General features: G+C 33.0%; 18 protein-coding genes, 3 pseudogenes and 1 riboswitch. Of the genes and pseudogenes, 4 read left to right on the plus strand and 17 right to left on the minus strand.

Annotation, left to right across the window (positions count from 1 at the left end; all coding sequences use genetic code 11):
* Positions 1–248 precede the first annotated feature (248 nt).
* The 16 genes from ACVWNY_RS18445 to ACVWNY_RS18520 form a co-directional block, all read right to left on the minus strand.
* Entirely contained in the window at positions 249–779 is a 531-nt protein-coding gene (locus tag ACVWNY_RS18445) for a hypothetical protein (RefSeq protein ID WP_454072413.1), read from the minus strand.
* A 17-nt stretch (positions 780–796) separates the two neighbouring features.
* On the minus strand, positions 797–1,657 hold the full coding sequence (locus tag ACVWNY_RS18450) for a ParA family protein (RefSeq protein WP_454072473.1): 861 nt from the start codon (positions 1,655–1,657) through the stop codon (positions 797–799).
* Between the two features lie 1,688 nt (positions 1,658–3,345).
* Positions 3,346–5,268 carry a Cna B-type domain-containing protein gene (locus ACVWNY_RS18455; protein ID WP_454072414.1) on the minus strand — a complete coding sequence of 641 codons (1,923 nt, stop codon included), beginning with the start codon at positions 5,266–5,268 and terminating at the stop codon, positions 3,346–3,348.
* 249 nt (positions 5,269–5,517) lie between these two features.
* Entirely contained in the window at positions 5,518–5,814 is a 297-nt protein-coding gene (locus ACVWNY_RS18460) for a DNA polymerase Y subunit UmuC family protein (RefSeq protein WP_454072415.1), read from the minus strand.
* A 174-nt stretch (positions 5,815–5,988) separates the two neighbouring features.
* Entirely contained in the window at positions 5,989–6,420 is a 432-nt protein-coding gene (locus tag ACVWNY_RS18465; RefSeq protein WP_454072416.1) for a hypothetical protein, read from the minus strand.
* A gap of 258 nt (positions 6,421–6,678) precedes the next feature.
* Complete coding sequence (locus tag ACVWNY_RS18470) at positions 6,679–7,071, minus strand: hypothetical protein (RefSeq protein ID WP_454072417.1); 393 nt, start codon at positions 7,069–7,071, stop codon at positions 6,679–6,681.
* Positions 7,072–7,088: 17 nt separating this feature from the next.
* Positions 7,089–7,472 (minus strand): hypothetical protein, encoded by a 384-nt coding sequence (locus tag ACVWNY_RS18475; RefSeq protein ID WP_454072418.1) that lies wholly within the window; start codon positions 7,470–7,472, stop codon positions 7,089–7,091.
* A 19-nt stretch (positions 7,473–7,491) separates the two neighbouring features.
* Positions 7,492–7,968 (minus strand): recombinase family protein, encoded by a 477-nt coding sequence (locus tag ACVWNY_RS19305; protein WP_490338468.1) that lies wholly within the window; start codon positions 7,966–7,968, stop codon positions 7,492–7,494.
* Entirely contained in the window at positions 7,935–8,096 is a 162-nt protein-coding gene (locus ACVWNY_RS19310) for a recombinase family protein (RefSeq protein ID WP_490338469.1), read from the minus strand. The genes ACVWNY_RS19305 and ACVWNY_RS19310 overlap by 34 nt, the downstream gene beginning before the upstream one ends.
* Positions 8,097–8,105: 9 nt before the next feature.
* On the minus strand, positions 8,106–8,360 hold the full coding sequence (locus tag ACVWNY_RS18490; RefSeq protein WP_454072475.1) for a topoisomerase DNA-binding C4 zinc finger domain-containing protein: 255 nt from the start codon (positions 8,358–8,360) through the stop codon (positions 8,106–8,108).
* Positions 8,361–8,783: 423 nt separating this feature from the next.
* Positions 8,784–9,209 carry a universal stress protein gene (locus tag ACVWNY_RS18495; protein ID WP_438719029.1) on the minus strand — a complete coding sequence of 142 codons (426 nt, stop codon included), beginning with the start codon at positions 9,207–9,209 and terminating at the stop codon, positions 8,784–8,786.
* 56 nt (positions 9,210–9,265) lie between these two features.
* A complete protein-coding gene (locus tag ACVWNY_RS18500; RefSeq protein ID WP_454072419.1) occupies positions 9,266–9,727 on the minus strand; it encodes a universal stress protein in 462 nt (153 codons plus the stop codon).
* A gap of 560 nt (positions 9,728–10,287) precedes the next feature.
* Complete coding sequence (locus ACVWNY_RS18505) at positions 10,288–10,461, minus strand: recombinase family protein (RefSeq protein WP_454072476.1); 174 nt, start codon at positions 10,459–10,461, stop codon at positions 10,288–10,290.
* A gap of 409 nt (positions 10,462–10,870) precedes the next feature.
* Positions 10,871–12,421: a hydantoinase/oxoprolinase N-terminal domain-containing protein gene (locus tag ACVWNY_RS18510; RefSeq protein ID WP_454072477.1), complete on the minus strand. Its 1,551-nt coding sequence runs from the start codon at positions 12,419–12,421 to the stop codon at positions 10,871–10,873.
* Positions 12,414–13,517 carry an S-methyl thiohydantoin desulfurase family protein gene (locus ACVWNY_RS18515; RefSeq protein WP_454072420.1) on the minus strand — a complete coding sequence of 368 codons (1,104 nt, stop codon included), beginning with the start codon at positions 13,515–13,517 and terminating at the stop codon, positions 12,414–12,416. Before ACVWNY_RS18515 ends, ACVWNY_RS18510 begins: the two co-directional genes overlap by 8 nt.
* A 2-nt stretch (positions 13,518–13,519) precedes the next feature.
* On the minus strand, positions 13,520–14,806 hold the full coding sequence (locus ACVWNY_RS18520; RefSeq protein ID WP_454072421.1) for a cytosine permease: 1,287 nt from the start codon (positions 14,804–14,806) through the stop codon (positions 13,520–13,522).
* 207 nt (positions 14,807–15,013) lie between these two features.
* On the opposite strand from ACVWNY_RS18520, the pseudogene ACVWNY_RS18525 reads away from it, so the two are divergent.
* The 4 genes and pseudogenes from ACVWNY_RS18525 to ACVWNY_RS18540 all read left to right on the plus strand — a co-directional run.
* Positions 15,014–15,067, plus strand: a pseudogene (locus ACVWNY_RS18525) (tyrosine-protein phosphatase); the annotation flags it as partial.
* Positions 15,068–15,097: 30 nt separating this feature from the next.
* Positions 15,098–15,355 (plus strand): hypothetical protein, encoded by a 258-nt coding sequence (locus ACVWNY_RS18530; protein WP_454072422.1) that lies wholly within the window; start codon positions 15,098–15,100, stop codon positions 15,353–15,355.
* A pseudogene (locus tag ACVWNY_RS18535) lies at positions 15,277–16,033 on the plus strand (DNA/RNA non-specific endonuclease); the annotation flags it as partial. The gene ACVWNY_RS18530 and the pseudogene ACVWNY_RS18535, both read left to right, overlap by 79 nt.
* Before the next feature lie 118 nt (positions 16,034–16,151).
* A complete protein-coding gene (locus tag ACVWNY_RS18540) occupies positions 16,152–16,946 on the plus strand; it encodes a hypothetical protein (protein ID WP_454072423.1) in 795 nt (264 codons plus the stop codon).
* A 669-nt stretch (positions 16,947–17,615) separates the two neighbouring features.
* Here the strand turns inward: ACVWNY_RS18540 and ACVWNY_RS18545 are convergent.
* A pseudogene (locus ACVWNY_RS18545) lies at positions 17,616–17,993 on the minus strand (helix-turn-helix domain-containing protein); the annotation flags it as partial.
* Between the two features lie 815 nt (positions 17,994–18,808).
* A riboswitch (M-box (ykoK) riboswitch) is annotated at positions 18,809–18,876 on the plus strand. This riboswitch is flagged as partial in the annotation.

An 18,876-nucleotide genomic window follows, 5' to 3' on the forward strand; every position in this document is an offset into this window, starting at 1 on the left:
TACCATAATAAAGTTTTCAAATGAATAAAGAACTATTCGATAACGAATTAAAAACTACCTTAATTAGTTATTATGCACTACCATAATAACTAATTAGTTCTAATTACCTACTACCTTTAATTGAATTACGTACTACTATTATATGATTTTTAAACGAATTATGTACTACTTTTATTTAAAATTAGGGTAGTATTTAATTTAGTTTTTTTCAAAAAAAAAACTACCTTAATTAATTAAGGTAGTCGCAATTATCTTGATTCAATACCCCATCGTATTCGTAGATCATTTTCGGTTTCTGCTTCAATTTCTTCAGCGGTTTTTATTATATTGCCATCATCATCGATCATTTCAATCGTTGGATTTTTTTCTCGATATATATTTAAGTCTCGAGTAACATCTCTCAGTAAATCAATTTTGTCTTCTTTAGTCAGGTTTTGTTTAATATATGAATCTAAAGCTTTTCGTAATAACTCATCTTTATTTAGTTTTGTTTCATATTTTTCAACCATAGATCGAGAAGTTGAGTTTAAAATAGTTGAAAGTTTAATTGGTTGTTTAGAAGCATGAGTTCGATCAAAATTCTTTATAGGTGCGCCTACGGACCTTTTAACTTTTTTTGGTGTTTTTTTTATTGTCTTAATAGCTTGGTGTGAATCAGTGTTTGTTTCTTTATTAGTTGAGGACTGAGAACTATTTATTTTTTTGTCTCGGGCCTTCTTAATTACATCCATACCATTTGTTGTATTGTTAAATATATTCATGTTTTTGATATCAGCCAATTTACATTATCTCCCTTCTATTCATACCAAGTTTTATGAACTTCTAATTCATCGTAAATATCTTTAAAAATTTGATGTGTTCTGCGATCCCAATATTCAATTTTTCCAGTTTTTGTTTTTTCTAGGGTGATCCCTGACCCATCATATCTTTTTAAGCGAGCATTTTTTAGCACAACAGTATTTAGCAAGTGTTGTTGATAAATTTCTTGTGCTTGCTTATACATTTCTTTGTCAACTGCATCTGACGATTCCAACATGAAAGGAATGACGCCGACAACTTTCAAATTGGTATTGAATTCCTCTACGAAATATTCCATGTATTCCATATATTGCATGCCATTACGCATAGATTTTACCTGTGTTTGCAAAATAACGATTACCCAGTCAGCCATATACATTGCAGCTTTTGTGTAAATAGAGATAGAAGGAGGAACATCAAAGTATATACGGTCATATTTGGAAAAAAGTGGAGATAGACGATCTTTTATATAATTGAATTGATCGGTAGATTCTGAGTACTCTTTCTTTACCCAATCATCAAACATTTCAAATGCTATATTTGCGGGTAAGACATCTAAATTGTTAATAACAGGGTAGATAGCTTCTTCCACGGGTAAACCGTACATCAGTACGTCATTGATAGTTTTTTCATAGTCTAACATGGTTCCGTCACCACCACCTTCTTCGAAGCTGTAGTTCATTCTTGTTAGATTCAAAACATCGGATGTGTTTCCCTGCATATCTAAATCAACTACTAATGTCTTAAGACCGCGATCATGCGCTGATTCAAAGCTGAGCATTTGTACTGTGGTAGACTTACCTACCCCACCTTTAAAATTACCAACTACATATTTTTCAGCCTCTTTTTTATTTGTCATTGCAACCATAATTAACCTCCTATAACTTGATTATGTACTATTACAATGAAAGAATAACATACTACTTTAATTCATTCAATAAATATTTTATGAACTACCATAATATACTTTGATAGCTATTACCCCAAATATGGGATTTATAACAAAATGTTACGAACTACTTTAATTAAAAATAAAGGTAGTATTTAATTAGCGAAATAAGGTAGTGTATAATATATCCTTCCTCAAAGTACTTATATATCGGTTTTTAATATATAAAATAAAGAACTACCATAAATAAAAATAAAGGTAGTATCTAATTAACGAAATAAGGTAGTGCATAATATATCTCTCCTCAAAGTACTTATATATCGGTTTTAATATATAAGAAATAAAGAACTACCACAAACAAGATTAAAGGTAGTGTATAATTAACGAAATAAGGTAGTGCATAATATATCTTTCTTCAAAGTGCTTATATATCGGTTTTTAATATATAAAATAAAGAACTACCATAAATAAAAATAAAGGTAGTATCTAATTAACGAAATAAGGTAGTGCATAATATATCTTTCTTCAAAGTGCTTATATATCGATTTTTAATATATAAGAAATAAAGAACTACCATAAATAAAAATAAAGGTAGTATTTAATTAACGAAATAAGGTAGTGCATAATATATCTTTCCTCAAAGTAATTATATATCGGTTTTTAATATATAAGAAATAAAGAACTACCATAAATAAGATTAAAGGTAGTATATAATTAACGAAATAAGGTAGTGCATAATACATGTTTTCTCAAAGTGCTTATATATCGATTTTTAATATATAAGAAATAAGGAACTACCATAAATAAGATTAAAGGTAGTATATAATTAGTGAAATAAGGTAGTGTGTAATATATCTTCCGTCAAAGTACTATATCACAGTCTTTTTAAACAAAAAGAACCTCCTATAAATACAAATAGCGGTAGTTAAAAAACATGCTAAATACTAATTTTTAATATGGTTGAAAAATCTATCTTTAATATGGCAGTAATTAAGAATGGTGTAAATGAAGAGAAAAAAGCCCGACTGTAATCGGACTTCAATACGGAGCTTGCTAAAGGGTGTCTATTTGGTTAGATCCAACTTAGTTAATACACTTTATTTAAACGTGCTGGGGGCTAACTGTGACGTTTTTTTGTCTATCGCTACGTGCTTTGTTTTGATCATCTGGCGAATTTAAATTAGGTTCACGTACTTGATTATCCGCGATTTTAACATCACGTATACAATCCTTAATATAATACCTGTTCAACCTTCTTCAATCTAATTGAATACATTTCTTCAATTAGTTTTTTATCCGTTTGTTTATCAGTAATTAGCAAATCAATCTGTTTAATCGATAAAAAAGTATACATTTGTTGAAATTACATAGAATTTACGTTCGTTTTTTTCAAATGTTCAGAGCAAATAAAAAATGCCATAACCAGCGATTTAATCGAGTTTATAGCATTTTTTCTGAACTATTGTATTTCCGTTACATTATTAGATTCATTTAAAATGTACGGGATTATGCTTTAGCATCTATCAACTTTGGTTGTCGAATCAAAAGAATTATATTTTTAATATACAAGAATTTAGAAATAATTCTATCCGTTAGCTGAATTTGTGAGAACACATACAGTATATTTGGTTTTACAGTATTAGTATTTATTATTGAAATTAATTACTTTTATCTACTCTTCTTTTCTTGAAATTACAGGGAAATAAAATGATTATCAAAAGTAAAATACATTTTCCTAATATTGAAAAAGTGACTGATAATGAACTATTTTCACCTGTTTTAGGAAGATTTTTACCTGAATAACTAGTTCCAGATGTATTAGAGATATTGTTATTACCTGAATAGTTTGATTTTTTTGGAGTATGCTTATTAGTGATTATTAGGTTCCCAGTATTTTCGCCATTGATGGTTGCTGTATACCCCGTAACAATAGCTAATTCTTTGATTGAATATTGTACAGTAGTTCCTTTTGAATCAGTTCTGTTTAAACTATCCCACGTATAAGTCCAATTATTTTTTTGGTTTAATGTGATTGGTTTTCCTTGTTCCGTGTCATTTGCATACAATTGTACCTTAATATCTACCGGTCGGATATTATCTTGATCATCGTTGTCCTCCCAATGTTTTGTAACCGTACCACTTAGTTTTCCAGGGTTATAAGTGTTAATAATATTGGTTCCTTTAATTTCTGTCGTGTAGTCAGTAACTGTATTTTCAGTAATTGTATAAACAATTTCTTTGCCATTTTTATACTTTGGTATATCCATAAAATTATATGACCAATTTTCTGCTGCGGTCACGGTTTTAAAATCTACAAGTTGTCCGTTAGCCAATAAGTTTACTACAATTGACTTAGGACGTTTACCATCTTGATCGTTGTTATCATTCCATATTTTTTGACCGGAGACAGCTACTGTAGTATCTCCATTACCACCACCACCATTGTCAGGGGTGTAGACATCGATAGTTTGTGTCTCAATATTGTCTCCTGACAATGTTCCAGAGTTTTGATATTTGGAAGAATTACCGTCATCAGTTGCTCGTGTATCATAATTAATATAAACGCAGTCTTTCAATTCCCCAAAATTAATTGTGAAATGAGTGCCATCTATTTCTGAAATAGCACTTGCAGGAACGATTTCTCCAGGGACGGGAGTCCAATCTCCATTCCATGAAGCTACATGGTAGGCTGCAACTGATCCTGATACCAATTGCTGATTAACTCCTATTGTATCTTTAAAAATAGCATTCTGAATGGTTTTTTCAGCAAAATTTACACGTACTGACCAATGAATCAAAGTTGGATCGACTGGGTCTACATTTCCCCATTTGTATAATTTTTCGTTGTCATCGGGCTTACTGATTCCCGAACCAACTTGAATGTTCGTAGTCCCAGAACTTCCCCAGTTAACAGGGACGGTAGTGTTTTGTTCAACCAATGAATGATTCCATTGAACCCATATATTAAAGTTCCCTGTAATACCGTTGGAAGCGGATTGTTCAGCATAATCGGTAAAAGTAATAGTGATTTCCCCAGTAGTATGATTAGCTGTTGCGCTGCCTATTATATTTCCTGCTGGATCCTTAATATTAAAAGAAATATCAGTCTGTAAAGTCAAAACATCAGGGATACTCACAGTCATGGTATTTCCCACTTTAATATCCGTTCCTGCAGGGATTTTGAATTCCCAATAAGCTTGCATATTGTCATATATTCCAAAACTAGTTTGGGGAATACCATTTCCATCTTGCAATTCAGTATGAGTTATGAACTGATCGCCCCAATCTTTAGAAGCTTTTAAATTTGGTGCTCGAGATTGTTTTTTTGTTTGTGTAGTAGCTGTACTAGTAGAAACTTCCGATTCTATAGTTTTTGTTGCTTCTAGTGAGGACGAACTATTCGATTCAATACTATCAGATTGAGCTATTTTGTCATTAGATTCTGATATTGCACCGACAGACGAACTAATTGTCGATGTTGTTGAACTGTCGGTATTCTGGGCGACAGCGGCCACACTTGTGATAAAAAAAGAAATCAAAATAATACATAAACTAAAAATATTCATTCTTTTATTGAACATTACAGACCCTCTTTTCATTTTCTTTGAAATATTTAATGTTATATATGTTGAATTATAACATTAAAGCAAAAAAGAATACTACCATGCTAGTATTCTTTTTTTTTCACTCCATCCTTATTCACTGATATCGATAGTGCAGATTAAAACAGCGCATTTGTCTTGACGTGAATGATTTTTAGCAAACTATCATTGGCCCTGAATACTTATTAAATGTGTATCAGCAACATAATCCCGAAAAATATTATTGATTTAAAGATTTCGCTTGATACATAAATTCATTCTAGGTGGTGCTAAAATTAGTTTTTTGGGCAAAGGGTAGGGGAGATTATTGTAGCGAGATACATTTGATATTCCCAGGGTTGCTTTAGTTACTGGGGAAAAAGCTAAAATCCGTCCATTAGCACCTACATTGTCAGAAGTAGACAGAACGACTAAATTAGTGGTTAAAGGATTAAACCCATGCCCCATACACCCTACGAAAGCGTAAAAAGATTTTATATCGATTAGGAGATAATTGGATAGCAGTTCTGTATAGTAATCAATCATAAAAGTCACTCCTTTGTTGCGATTATACTGAACATTTTTTGTGAATGATTAGACTAATTAAAAAACGCTACAAACTCAATTTAATTGAGTTTGTAACGTTTCTCTTAAATATTTCCTTTTTATTCATTCTTATGATACCAAATATTTCTTTTTATGGGGAACTTTTTAATTTTTTTAATCTATAAAGAATTTGTCTATTTGTCTTTTCCATTCACGATTAAAAATAAAATTAAAGTGTTTATTCAAACGAAATGATTCACCGTTTTTTAGTTCAATAAAAGGATAAGTATTATAAAAAGGAGTTCTACCTATTTTTATCTTTTGAAAAGATATTTTTTCAATATCGCAAAGGGGAATAACATCTTCACCATACTGTAGTGAGCTTTTATATAAAATTATTTTCTTTTTGGTAGTTTTAAATCGCATCCATAATCCAATTAAAAAAAATACTAAAGCAAGCCCAAGCATCAAGACTATTGCAATAGTTTCTGATTCGACTATTTTGAGGAAACCAGCAAATATAAGTAAAATTATTCCTGAAATGATAAATCCTAAAGAGTCGTTATTTTCAGATGTTTTATAGAGTATTTCATGTGAATCTTTCATTTATTTGTCACCTTTCAAAGATAAATTTTATACAATTATAGCAAAAGGCACTTCAAATGGACAGATAGATTTTAGAGAATATATTTTTATACTAAAATCAATACTTTCGGTATGTTCGCTTTAAGGAGAAGATAAAATATTCCTTCAATAAAGTCTCGCCGGAGATAAGTTTGTTAGTCTACTTATTTAGAACGAACAAAAAAAATTAATCATAAAAATAATTGAATCAATAGCATTTCTTTATAACTATTCAATTTTCTACAAATATATGTCGTAATCTGCTAACTGTCTCTTTTTCTTGATTAGATCAATTTCTTCTGAAAACTGCTTCATGATTTGTTCTCGAGTTAATCCGTATAATCCTTGTGCTTTTCGCCAACGAGAAAACGCCGTGATAGGGGTGCTGTAGTAAATAGCAATATCAGTAGAATTATAACCATGGTAAACCAAAAATAAAAAATCAGACCTTCTCAAGGTCTCTCTTTCTCTATGATTCTTAGGAAGTTCTGGCAAAGGTGGGGGAGGTACAGTCAATTGCAGGGCTAATTCTTGTATTTCTTCTGCCAGTGCTTCATTTTCAATCCAATTATCATCTTGATTCATTAGTATTAACATTTTTTTGCGTATTGCTTTTTTATCTGTTGCTTGCATATCATCACCACCTAAACTTAATAAAATATGCCATAATCGGATAGTTTGTTTTGTTGCCTAGCTTTAACAACTTCATCTGAATACTTATCTAAGATTTCTTCTTTTCTTCTTCCGCCAAATCCTTGATCATACTGCCATATATATAAGGTTCTAGAACTAACTTTATAAATTTTTGTAATCTCTCGTATACCATATCCTAATGATAGTAAGAAAAGAAAATCACTTCTTTTAAAATACTGCCAGTCTAATTTTTCTTCAGGTAGAGGGGGACGACTGGTAAATAAAGGTTCAGCTAATTTTTGTACCCTTTGCAGCTCCTCTGTGCTATTCGACCAATTGTTATTCAAATTCATAGTTGCTAGCAATCGCATCCGTTGTTCCTTTTTTAGTAATTTATTCATAAACATCACCTAATAACTATTAAGTTCTTTCTTTAATTGCGTAAATAGTCTTTCTTGGTAGATTCAACTCTCTAGCGATAGTGAGAATTGGAAAACCACTACTTAACATCTCAATCACTTTATCGTAAACAAGTTTATTCTGTCCTGTAACTCCTGCATGATATTTTAAAGGACGTCCCTTATAGATACCTTTTTCTTTGGTAATTGCATTCTCTTGTTCCTGTCGTTCTAAAATCTTTACTCGCTCACTTTCAGCAACATAACTAAATACTTCTATTACGAGATTAGACAATAGGTTACGCAAGCTATCGTCAGTTACACCGGAGAAAGAGGGGAGATCTAAAATTTCAACATTAGCACCTTTACTTCTAACTCGCTGCAAAAAGACTTTAATGTCTTTGCTGTTTCGTCCTAGACGGTCAAGGCTTGTGACAACTAATGTGTCACGTTCTCGCAAATAATCTAAAGCATGTAAAAGCTGCGATCTTTCTTGCACATTTTTTCCTCAAAAAAAATTAAATCTTGACTATCAATTTCTTTTTCCAGTTTCCAATCAGAAATAAGCTGTTTTTGTCTTTCCAAATTTTGATCGGCACTAGAAACACGTAAATAGACTACAAACATAAATATTCCTCACTTATCAATTTTCTCTGTGTATTTACATTGGGGAAATCCTGAACAACCGTAGAAGGTACCATAGCGACCTTGTCGCTCGATCAATGGCTTTCCACATTTAGGACAGATGGTATTTTCTGAACTTTTTTCAATCTGATCTTGTGCTAAATAGGGTTCGCCACAACTTAATCTAAAAATACGACTACATTTTTTACAAGACCAAATATCATTGGTTGAATTTTTACTAATGATCTTGCCACAATCGCAAGTTATATAATAGGTTGGCCATGACTATTTTTTATTAAAGTCATTTATAGCCTCCATGTTGCTATTAAAATATTTTTTTTTCCCAAATTTTTATCCTCAACTCATGGATCAAAAATGGTAGAAATAAAAAACCATTTAGTATACACCCAAAAGTAACATAACTAGGCTTAAAAAAAGGCTTTAGAATAAGATTCTTGGAAAAAAAAGTGTCACCTGTGGGTATGGGGAGAGTAATCACAGTAATTAGAAAAAAGTCTACAAAATTAGATTAAAAAAATAGTTCTCGTTTTAAACGAGAACTACAAGTTATGATTTTATCTTAAGGATCCCGAGATAGCCTTCATTAATGTTGGATGGTTAAATTTTTTTGGTTTACAGTTCGTGTGTCTTAAATGTTTATCCGAATTAGTTATTTTATACAATACGTAACTATTTTACCACCAAAACATTACAGTTTGAATGATTAAGGACATAAGAGGTTACTGAACCTAACAATAATTTTTCAAAAGAATGTTTTCCTGTTGCTCCCATGATGATAAGGTCACTATTTATTTCTTTTGCATATTTAATTATAGCTGGTTTAGTATAACCTACCAAAATTTTTGAAGAAGTATTATCATGATTTTTAATCAATTCATTTGAAGTATTCATAATTATTTTTTCTTCTTCGCCAAGGTCTTCATAAGCTAATTCCGCTTCATATGGATTTTCAGAAGTGCTTGTTTTATCTCGCACGAATAAAACCGTTAAATTAGCAGAGTTCATCTCTGCAATCTTAATTCCTTCTTCTAAAGCATCTTGGGAGTTTTTTGATCCATCGACTGGAACCAATATTTCTTTATAATTTGTAGGCATATATCACGATCCTCCTTTATTTTTATTGTTTATTAGTAAAAAATAGATTTAATACCTTAATTTATGATTAATAAGTCACTCTGTGAATTTTTAATTATGTGCTTTATTAAAGAACCTAAAGCTAAATGCCCATAAATTTCTTCGTCTTGTCCTAAAATAATTAAATCAATTGCTTTTTCTTGTGCATAGTTGATAATTGTTTTCTTTAAACCATTGAATACATATGAAATTATCAAATCATCTTGTTCATCTAATTTTATTTGTGATAGGAATTCTTTTGTTTCTTCATTATTTTCATTTGCAATTTCTTCGATTAGTTTTCCATTTTGAGCTACGAAAGCCCCTGAGTAGTAAGAATCTTCTTCAGTTTCTTCTAATGCCATAGTTTCTTTTAAAGTTGTGTTATATATTAAGACATGCAATTCACTTTTGTCTTTATTAGCTAATTTAATTGCTTTTTTTAAAGCACCTTTGGGATTGCCTGAACTTTCAACTAAAACTAAAATCTTGTCTTTCATGATAGACCTCATTTCTAAATCAAAATTTTTAAAATTACTAGTTTATATATAGGTTAGTTTATTTTAAAACTAGACAATTGTAAATTATTATCCACCATCATTGTAATTTATCGGATTCGAACCTATTAATGAATAAATGGCTCAGGTTTTAGTACATGAACTTTAATGATAAAAACTTGAGGTAATTTAAAAATGCTCCTTGTTTTAGTGTTTGTCTTTTTAACAAGAAAATTTTCTGTACCGGAACTGACAACAAAGGTCTTCTCTAAAATTTTGATGAGGGTTACAGAAACTCAAACATTGTGAGAATCCTTTCCTTCATAATGTTCACCGACTTCTAAGTCTATATATTTTACCTCTACATAAGTTTTTTCGAATTATATAGTGAAATATATATATTTTACAATAAATTCTTTTTAAGAGATTCAGTTTACGTCTGTTTTTTAATCCTTTTTAGCTTAGGCAATGAAATATTTGTTTTCTTCTCAACTTGTCTTTTATATCAATGAATTTTCTAAAAATATGACGGTGACAATAGATTGATTGAAAGAAGAAATAATCTAATTCAAAGCAACAATATTTCTTGTAAGAAAATCTATATTAGTGACTAATAACTGGGTACCACTCTGCACAACAGAAATTATCTTTTTAACTATTTTTCTATCTTCTTTTTTCGTTCCAATATATTTTTCGATAAAGACTTTTATCGTCCAAGCTTTTTCTAGTTTTGCAATCTGTTTTTATAATCTTGGTCACTAGTACTTACTATAGAATACCCATGAACCGACAAAATTTTTACTTTCTTTCTGAACACAAGTTTTTGACGCCGTTCGAATATATCAATTTAAAAAAAGAAGGGTCAGAAACTCTCAGTTTTCTGCCCCTTATTACATATTTTGTTATTATCTATATTTGCAAAAAACACTAGAAATTTTTGTTACAATATTGCTTTGTTGAATTTCAAAATTCTTCATTGTACAAAGATATAAAAGGTTAAAACTATTTAGAAATCAAGATTTATGGATTCTGTATCTGACAAGAAAATCCCTGTCAGTGATTGTTACTAGGGCTACTTGTAGTACTTAAAATCATATTGTCCAAAAAATAAATTTCTTTATAATCTATTAAAAGAATTAATAAAAGCTATTCCATTTTCCCTACTACTTTGACACGTAAGCGTGTTGCGTTTTCCGGATGGTAGGCTAAGGGTGTCTCTTCTACTTCAACCAGCTCAATTGTATTTTCTATTGCTCCGGCTAATTTTGCTTGATAAGTCGCTTTTTCTTTTGCATCACTCATACTATCTTGACGTGGAAGCTTTGAGTAAATATATATTTGCTCGTATTGTCCGCTTATTTGAGCGATGGAAGCACCAATTGCATTTGCTACTCCACCATGTGGGTTATGATAAACGTTCGCGACCCCGTTTAATTCTTGAGGAATAATAATTGATCCTCCACCAACTAGAATCACATCAACATCTCCAGAGGTTGTTTTCATTTTATCAATAGCTTCTTCTGCCATTGTTCTAATCTCTTCATATGCTTTTTCCGCAAATTCCTTGGGAATATTCGCGACAAGAGACGCGTCCCCAATATCAGAAATACCTAATCTTACAGCAATATCCGTCGCCGTTAATTGATTTCCTCCAAACACAAGGGCTTCCTCGGTTATTCGATATCCTACACTATCTGGTCCGATAGTAACTTGATCGCCAACTTGTCTCACGATACTTCCTCCACCAAGCCCGATAGACGCAATATCCGGCATCCGAAAATTTGTTCTAATTCCACCAACATCAACTGCTAAAGAAGATTCTCTAGGAAATCCTGCAGCTAGTACCCCAAAATCAGAGGTTGTCCCACCAACGTCTAAAACAATGGCATTATTGATTTTAGCTAAATAAGAAGCTCCTCGAATGCTATTAGTCGGTCCACATGCAATCGTTAGAATAGGAAAACGGTTTGCATATTCAAGCGACATAAGCGTCCCGTCATTCTGACAAAGAAATACCTTTGCATTTCGAATGCCTTCCTTTTCCAAAGCTTTTTTAAACCCTTGGCTCGTTAATTTCATGACTTTATCTAAAGCAGCGTTCAAAATAGTTGCATTCTCTCTTTCTAAAAAACCCACAGATCCAATTTGTGATGAACAGGAAACTGGTATTTCATCACCTAAAATTTCTTTGGCCCATTTCTCTACTAATAATTCTTGATCATCCTTTAAGGAAGAGAAGACACCCACAATAGCTAAGGATTCAATTTTACCTTTCCAACTGTCCAAAACTTTTTTAACTTCGTTCTCATCTATCTCTGAAAGAATCTGTCCATCATATTCGTATCCACCATGCAACAATTCATATTTTCCACCTAGAGTATCTACCATATCTTCAGGCCAGGCTGTGTACGGTTTTACTGATGCGGTAGCTGGATATCCTAAACGAATGACACCTACTTTGGATAGCTTTTTTCGTTCTACAATTGCATTTGTACATTGAGTTGTTCCAAGCATTGCATGGCTTATTTTTCTTGGCGTAATTTCGGATTCACTCATTACTTTTTGCAAGGCATTTTCAATCCCTGATTGAATGTCACTACTAGTAGGAACTTTCACTCCATGTACGAGTTCCAATTTTTCATTAATTATTACTGCGTCAGTATTCGTTCCTCCAACATCAATTCCAATTTTATACATACTGACTCCCTCCTCTTGCAACTAATTCTTTTAATGGTATGTAGTCTAAATCATACCCAAAGTAACGTGGACCAACAAGTTCAATTCCTTTTGCACTTTGCCACTTTTCATGACACGGTAAAGCTATTACTCGAATCCTTTTTCCATATTTCAGTGTTTCAGTTGTTACAGGCATCAGAGTCTCCAAATCAACCATGCAAATCAAATCTGGCGTCATAGCTACTACCTCACCATTTTTTTCAGCAATTAAATTTTCATTTTGGAAACTAATTTTCATTGATGACCCGGTATTTTCATGTAGCCCCTCTAACATTGCTTCGCCAAGGTTAAACCCGTTCTTAACATTTCGAATGACATCCATTATTTTCCCTTGAAACAGTTCAACTCCATTAATTAGATCTAATAAATTTTTAAGTTTAATCGTCTCTTCTGATTCATTGCTACAAATCACTTCACCAATTTTTTCCGACAAAGTTACAATCCCGTGAATGCCATGGTCTTTTAGTTGACGTCCATTTGACGGATAGATACTAATTAATGAACTAGCACCCATTTCAACTGTCTGAACCCTTGCAAGTCTTTCGGTCCACTTATTATTTATCGTTTCTGAGATACCGATATTTCCTTTCTCATCAGTAATGGCCATCGGTGTCGATGATACACCTCCCAAATTGAAGGTCGTCATTTGTAATTCGGGAAATGCCCGACCCATTCCATCACAGTCTACAATTGGAATACCTAGTGACGCTGCCACGACAATAGGTATCATAGAGTTAACACCTCCCGCTTCCATCGGGAATGTTCCAGAAATTTTTTCAATGTTTAAATAACTGCTTAACTTTTGAAATACCCGGAGAAATTCATCTCCTTTAGGAAATTTTTCAATTAGTACTGATGGTGCCCCCATCATTGCTGAAGGGATAAAAAAATCATCATCAGTAACTTCCTCTGAAGAAATTAATTGGACGGAACCATGTTGCTTGATTGCAGATAAAGCCATCATTTTACCAATGTAAGGGTCGCCACCCCCACCTGTCCCTAAAAAAGCTGCTCCTACAGCAATATTCTCAACTGCTTTTTCATTTAAATAACGCATATTTACTCCTCCATTTCTCTTGTATTCACATGATGATTATTTGATTTTTTTACAAAAAATTTATATCCTGCTAAGTAGCAGATGAAAGATAATACAATTCCTATCAGCGGCTGATTAGGAAATTGCGGCAAAGAAGGGAAAAAACCTAATAACACAGGGATAACTGCGATTATTGCTCCAATTAACCATGAATTTATTCCTAACCAGTTGATTCCTGAAACTGGTGCCCATTTTTCTGGATCCCCTTTTTGAATAACCCAATAAGAAGCAATCATTACTCCTGCAACAGCAGGAATCATGGCTGAAAGAATAGACATAATCGGAACGAAATAATTCAAAATCCCTACAACTGCTAGCAATGTTCCAATACCCCCAGCAACTGCAACCGCAATTTTTTCTTTCTCCTTTGATATGCCAAAAACATTTATAATTGCTAAACCACCCGAAAAAGCATTAATCACATTTGTTTTCCAAGTAGCTAAAATTAAAGCGATTCCACCTATCAGAGGTGAACCAATATTCATAAAAACACTGCTAATATCAGATGTTCTATTGACAATCGCTAAAATGGCTCCTACTGCAATCATCAGAACACCGGCTGGAATAATTCCTACACCAGCAGCTTTAACAACATCAGATCGCTTTTCTGAGTATTGTGAATAATCTCCAGCAATCACAGCGCCTAAAGCAAAAGATCCGATAGTAATTGCTAATCCCTCAAAAAAAGAAAGGTTAGTACTGGGCTGATATGTTTGTAAAAGTTGTGTCCCTTGTCCTGAAGACAGGGCTTCAAACAAGCCATATAAACAAACTAATACCAAGTAAGGAACCGCAATGTAATTAATTAAACGAATCAGTCGAATACCGTAAATTGCAGTAACCAGCATGATAACTCCCCAAATAATTGAAGAAACTGGGATAGAAATATGAATTCCATAGAGAGCCAAGAGATTAGCAAAAGCAGATCCTGCAACATTAGTTTGAATTCCGAACCATCCTAAACAAGCAATGGCTAGTACAATTGATATGATTCGTTGAGAACCTACCTCACCAAAAACTTGTTTTGCAATTTGAACAGTTGGTTTATGCAAATCCACACTTTGGGAACCTTGAAGAACCATAATAATCACCGTAATTGCATAACCGACTAATCCAACTAATAAAGCTTTCCCCAAACTCATACCTGAAACTAATGTACTGCCGATTAGTAAACTTGGGACACATACCATAGAACCACCCCAAATAAATGCTAGACTATACCATGGCTGTGCTTTATTTTTATTTTCCATATTTAATTCCTCCTTCTATGAATTTTGATTATACGTGAGATTTCTTCATTTGTCTTTTTAAAAATGAAAAATAAATGAGAATTTTATTTGTTTTCTAACAAAAAAACTTCCTCTCAGAAATCATTGTTACGTCACATTCAAAAAGGGCTCATTTTATAGATTATATCGCCTGTCTTGCTCGTATTTTTATTATAGGAACCAAAATAGCCTATATTATTTCACTGTATTGCGGGAAAAGATAGAACAGTAAGGGTCTATTAGGTGTATTGATCCCATTAGCTGTAGGATTGTTTGCATGGGGGAAGTAATTACTTAGATACTGAAGAGACATTTAAAGACCAGACAAATACAACTATAAACTCTGAGATCAGCAATTCAGCGATGAATCAAAATGGTACTTCTACACTTACTATCCCTAATTTGCCAGATGATACCGAAGTTACATACGTTGAAGATAGTAACATTGCAATAATCAACCGAATTTCAATCAGGAAGATTTGTCCCTGGCTAATGGATCATGGCAGACTTTTTCAAACTTCGACAATTTGAATCGTGTTGGTGTTGCAAATGCCTTGTTAGGATATGATTTAATGCCTACAGAAAAAAGAGGAGATATTTCGGCAGTTTATCCTATTGGGTGGAAACAAAGGAAAATTATCGAGTGATAAATATTTGTATAATCGATCACATTTAGTTGGCTATCAGCTGGCTGGAGAAAATGACAACTGGAAGAACCTTTTTACATGGGCAGAACAAATGAACCAAGAAACCATGGTACAATATGAGAATCAAGTAGCAGACTATCTGAGACAGACGAAAAATCATGTACGGTACCATGTGACGCCTTATTTTAGTAAAGGCTGGAAAAATGAAGGTGTCGGTTGGTACTCTTTAAAACAAGGAGATTGGGAATATGGAACAAAAAAAGTTTGGGTGCCTAAAATTGTAACAGTTGTTGACCAACCAGAATACACAACAAATGAATGGGCATATACGTTTGGTGATGGGACACAATTCAAAATGACACACAAAGCAGATACGCCTGAGGGTCAAACAGAATATGAAGCAGTACAAGATTACATTGATCAACTTGATGCAGAAGGAAAAGATAATGGTTATTCTACTCGTGATATTTACGAAGATGTAGTTCATCCTGCAATTACACATACAGAAGACCGTGGTAGTTATCAGACTGTCATTGATGAAAGTAATATAATTTGGAAATAAAATAATATTATCTAGCATTTTTTTAGTGTTACTTTTGGGATACGTGCAGGTAAGACTTAATGAAATTATTATTCTGTAGGTTTACGTCATTTTAATTGAAATTTGGGGAGGTATTTGTATGATAAAGATTAAAAAAATTACTTTAATTTCTATGTTGATATTATTTCTGAATTTATTTGTCAACATTGAGAAGACATATGCAGCAAATGTTACTAAGCAAGTAGATATAGGAATTACAACAATTGATCTAAAGGACTCTACAGGATATAAATATCCTGCGGGTACAGCTGTCTCAAGGAATGGTGGGAGTGATTTCTCTGTTTATCTATCTTTATCACCCTATATGGATTTTGGATATGGTAATGTTCCAAATGAATATGTCCGTATAAATGAGACTCGAAAATTTACTTTAACTAGTAGTAATAATGTAGTTGTAACATCTTCATATTTAACGGATGTAGGTAAATATGAAACGCTTGTTCCTTATAACTCAAGTGAAAATTCTAAAGTAAAAAGTATGTATCGCTTGTATAACCCTAATTCTGGAGAACATTTCTATACGAATTCAGTAATAGAAAGAAACAATTTAGAAAATAGTGGATGGTCTTATGAAGGTATCGGCTGGCAAGCGCCTACCTCGGGCATTAATGTGTATAGAGTTTACAATGTCAACTCTGGGGATCACCATTATACAACTTCAACTTCTGAAAGAGAGTCTCTTATCAAAGCGGGTTGGAAGGACGAAGGAACAGGTTGGTATTCTGATATCAATAGTTCAGTACCACTTTATAGGTCTTATAATCCAAATGCTAGGACAGGGACACACAACTACACCTCTAGCTTATCAGAACAAAACAGTTTGATTAAAATTGGATGGCGAGATGAAGGTATTGGTTGGTATGGTATCCAGTAGTTTTTAATTGAATATAGGATGAAGTGTCACCTATGGGTATAGCCATAGGTAACATTTTCTTCGTGGCAGTTTTGAAATGGGAGCCATTTAATTGATTAATTTAATAAGAAGGAGTATACAATTTGAATAAAATGATGAATTGTCAAATTGATTGCAACATTTTTTCCTGAAAAACCTCCCAGCAATTTTTCCAGTCTAATGTTTTTTTAGGACGGTGATTAATTTTTTTCAGAGCGGCTACTTTTCCTGATGAGAAATCTTTGAAAAGTCAGTCCCTTTCGGGAAGAACTCTCTAAACAACCCATTTCCGTTTTCGTTAGATCCCCGTTTCCAAGGTGAATAGGGGTCACAAAAATACATAGTAATGTTCAAATCAAGTTATATTTTTTCCCAGCACGAAAATTTTTTTCCGTGATCGACAGTAAAATTCAAAAAGGCTTTTTTTATCAAGGGCGGCCACAAAGGTTTTAATCGCCCGCTTCATCGATTCTGCTGAACGGTCTAGTATTGAAACAGCCAATAAAACCGTGTTTTTCCTTCGATAAATGTCGCTTCACAGGCCTTACTTTTTCCGTGACTAGAAACAACTGTATCCAGTTCTCAATGCCCAAACTCATCTTGACTAGCCACGGAGCAGGTCGCTTGTCAATGGTGTGTCTGACAATCATTTTACCACGAGTTTCCGCTTGTTTCTCTTATCTTCTGCCTTTGTTGCCTCATACATTGTTTAGATACATTTATAAAATCATTACATAACCAAAGATAAATTGTTTTGAATGAAACCGTCCCTCGAGCATGTGCGATTTGTTCAGGAAACCAGCTATCTTCAAGATAACATTCAATCTGATACGCTACTTCAGAAGTCCATTTGGACTTCGCACCACAAGAATGGTGCTTCGGCTCTGCATCTAATTGTGCGTTGTCCGCATTATAAATCAGATTTTCAGGAACTCGTTTCAACTCATGGTCAATCGTTGTTCGGTGAAAACCAATACGATCTGCTATGTCCTGAATATTCTTTCCTTCACAAATCATTGTCTCTATACATTTTCGGTCGTCTCATGTAAGCTTTTTGTGTGAACCCATCAAAATCACTCCTAGTAGTTTGTTATCCTAAACTAATTTTACTAGAAATTTTTGATGGGTTCTTTGTTGCAATTAATATTACAATTCAGCAGAACAGATTTAACAAAACTTAGCGAAAGAGTGCCGCCTTGATTGGTTAAATGGTCATGAAGCTTTTGAGCACCCATTTTCTGATTATGTTTAAAAAAGGTATCGATAATCAATGTCCTCAGTCTTTTTTATTTTTGTCGTCGGGTCATTGGCTGATGTTTGATGACGCTATAGTATTCCTGAAGGGATACATTTAAGCGCTGGCACAACCACTTAATACTGAATTCTTGATGGTTCAGGTGAATAAACGTAAATCTTACAGGTTTTGGTTCTTGGCAAAGAAGTCGGTCGCTTTTTTTAGAAAATCATTTTCCTTTTTGAGCAGTTTATTTTCTTTCTCAAGTTCTCGCTGTCGTTGTTCTAAATCTAATTGTTTGTCTATACGATTAATTTCGTAAACATCTATCCATTTTTTGATGATCCCTCGACTCAAGTTAAATTCTTTAGTAACACTTGCTTTTGTTCGGCCTTATTTAACCACTAAGTTGACACAATGCTGTTTAAATGATGCTGCATATTTCATTGGAATACTCACTTCGACTAAATTTTAGGTAGTTTTCTATTCCTGTATCAACTTTTAGTATACTGGCTCATATTGACTAATTATTATTCAAAATTTTTTTTACAAGTCTAAAACTATTTGTTGACAGAGCTAATTCATTTTGTTACTATTTCCAAGAAAATAAAATATGATTTGTTAGGTGAGGCTCCTATGCAAACATAGGCTACTGCCCAAAAATGTCGAGAGACGCCA

This window comes from Enterococcus sp. JNUCC 77 (assembly GCF_054819945.1).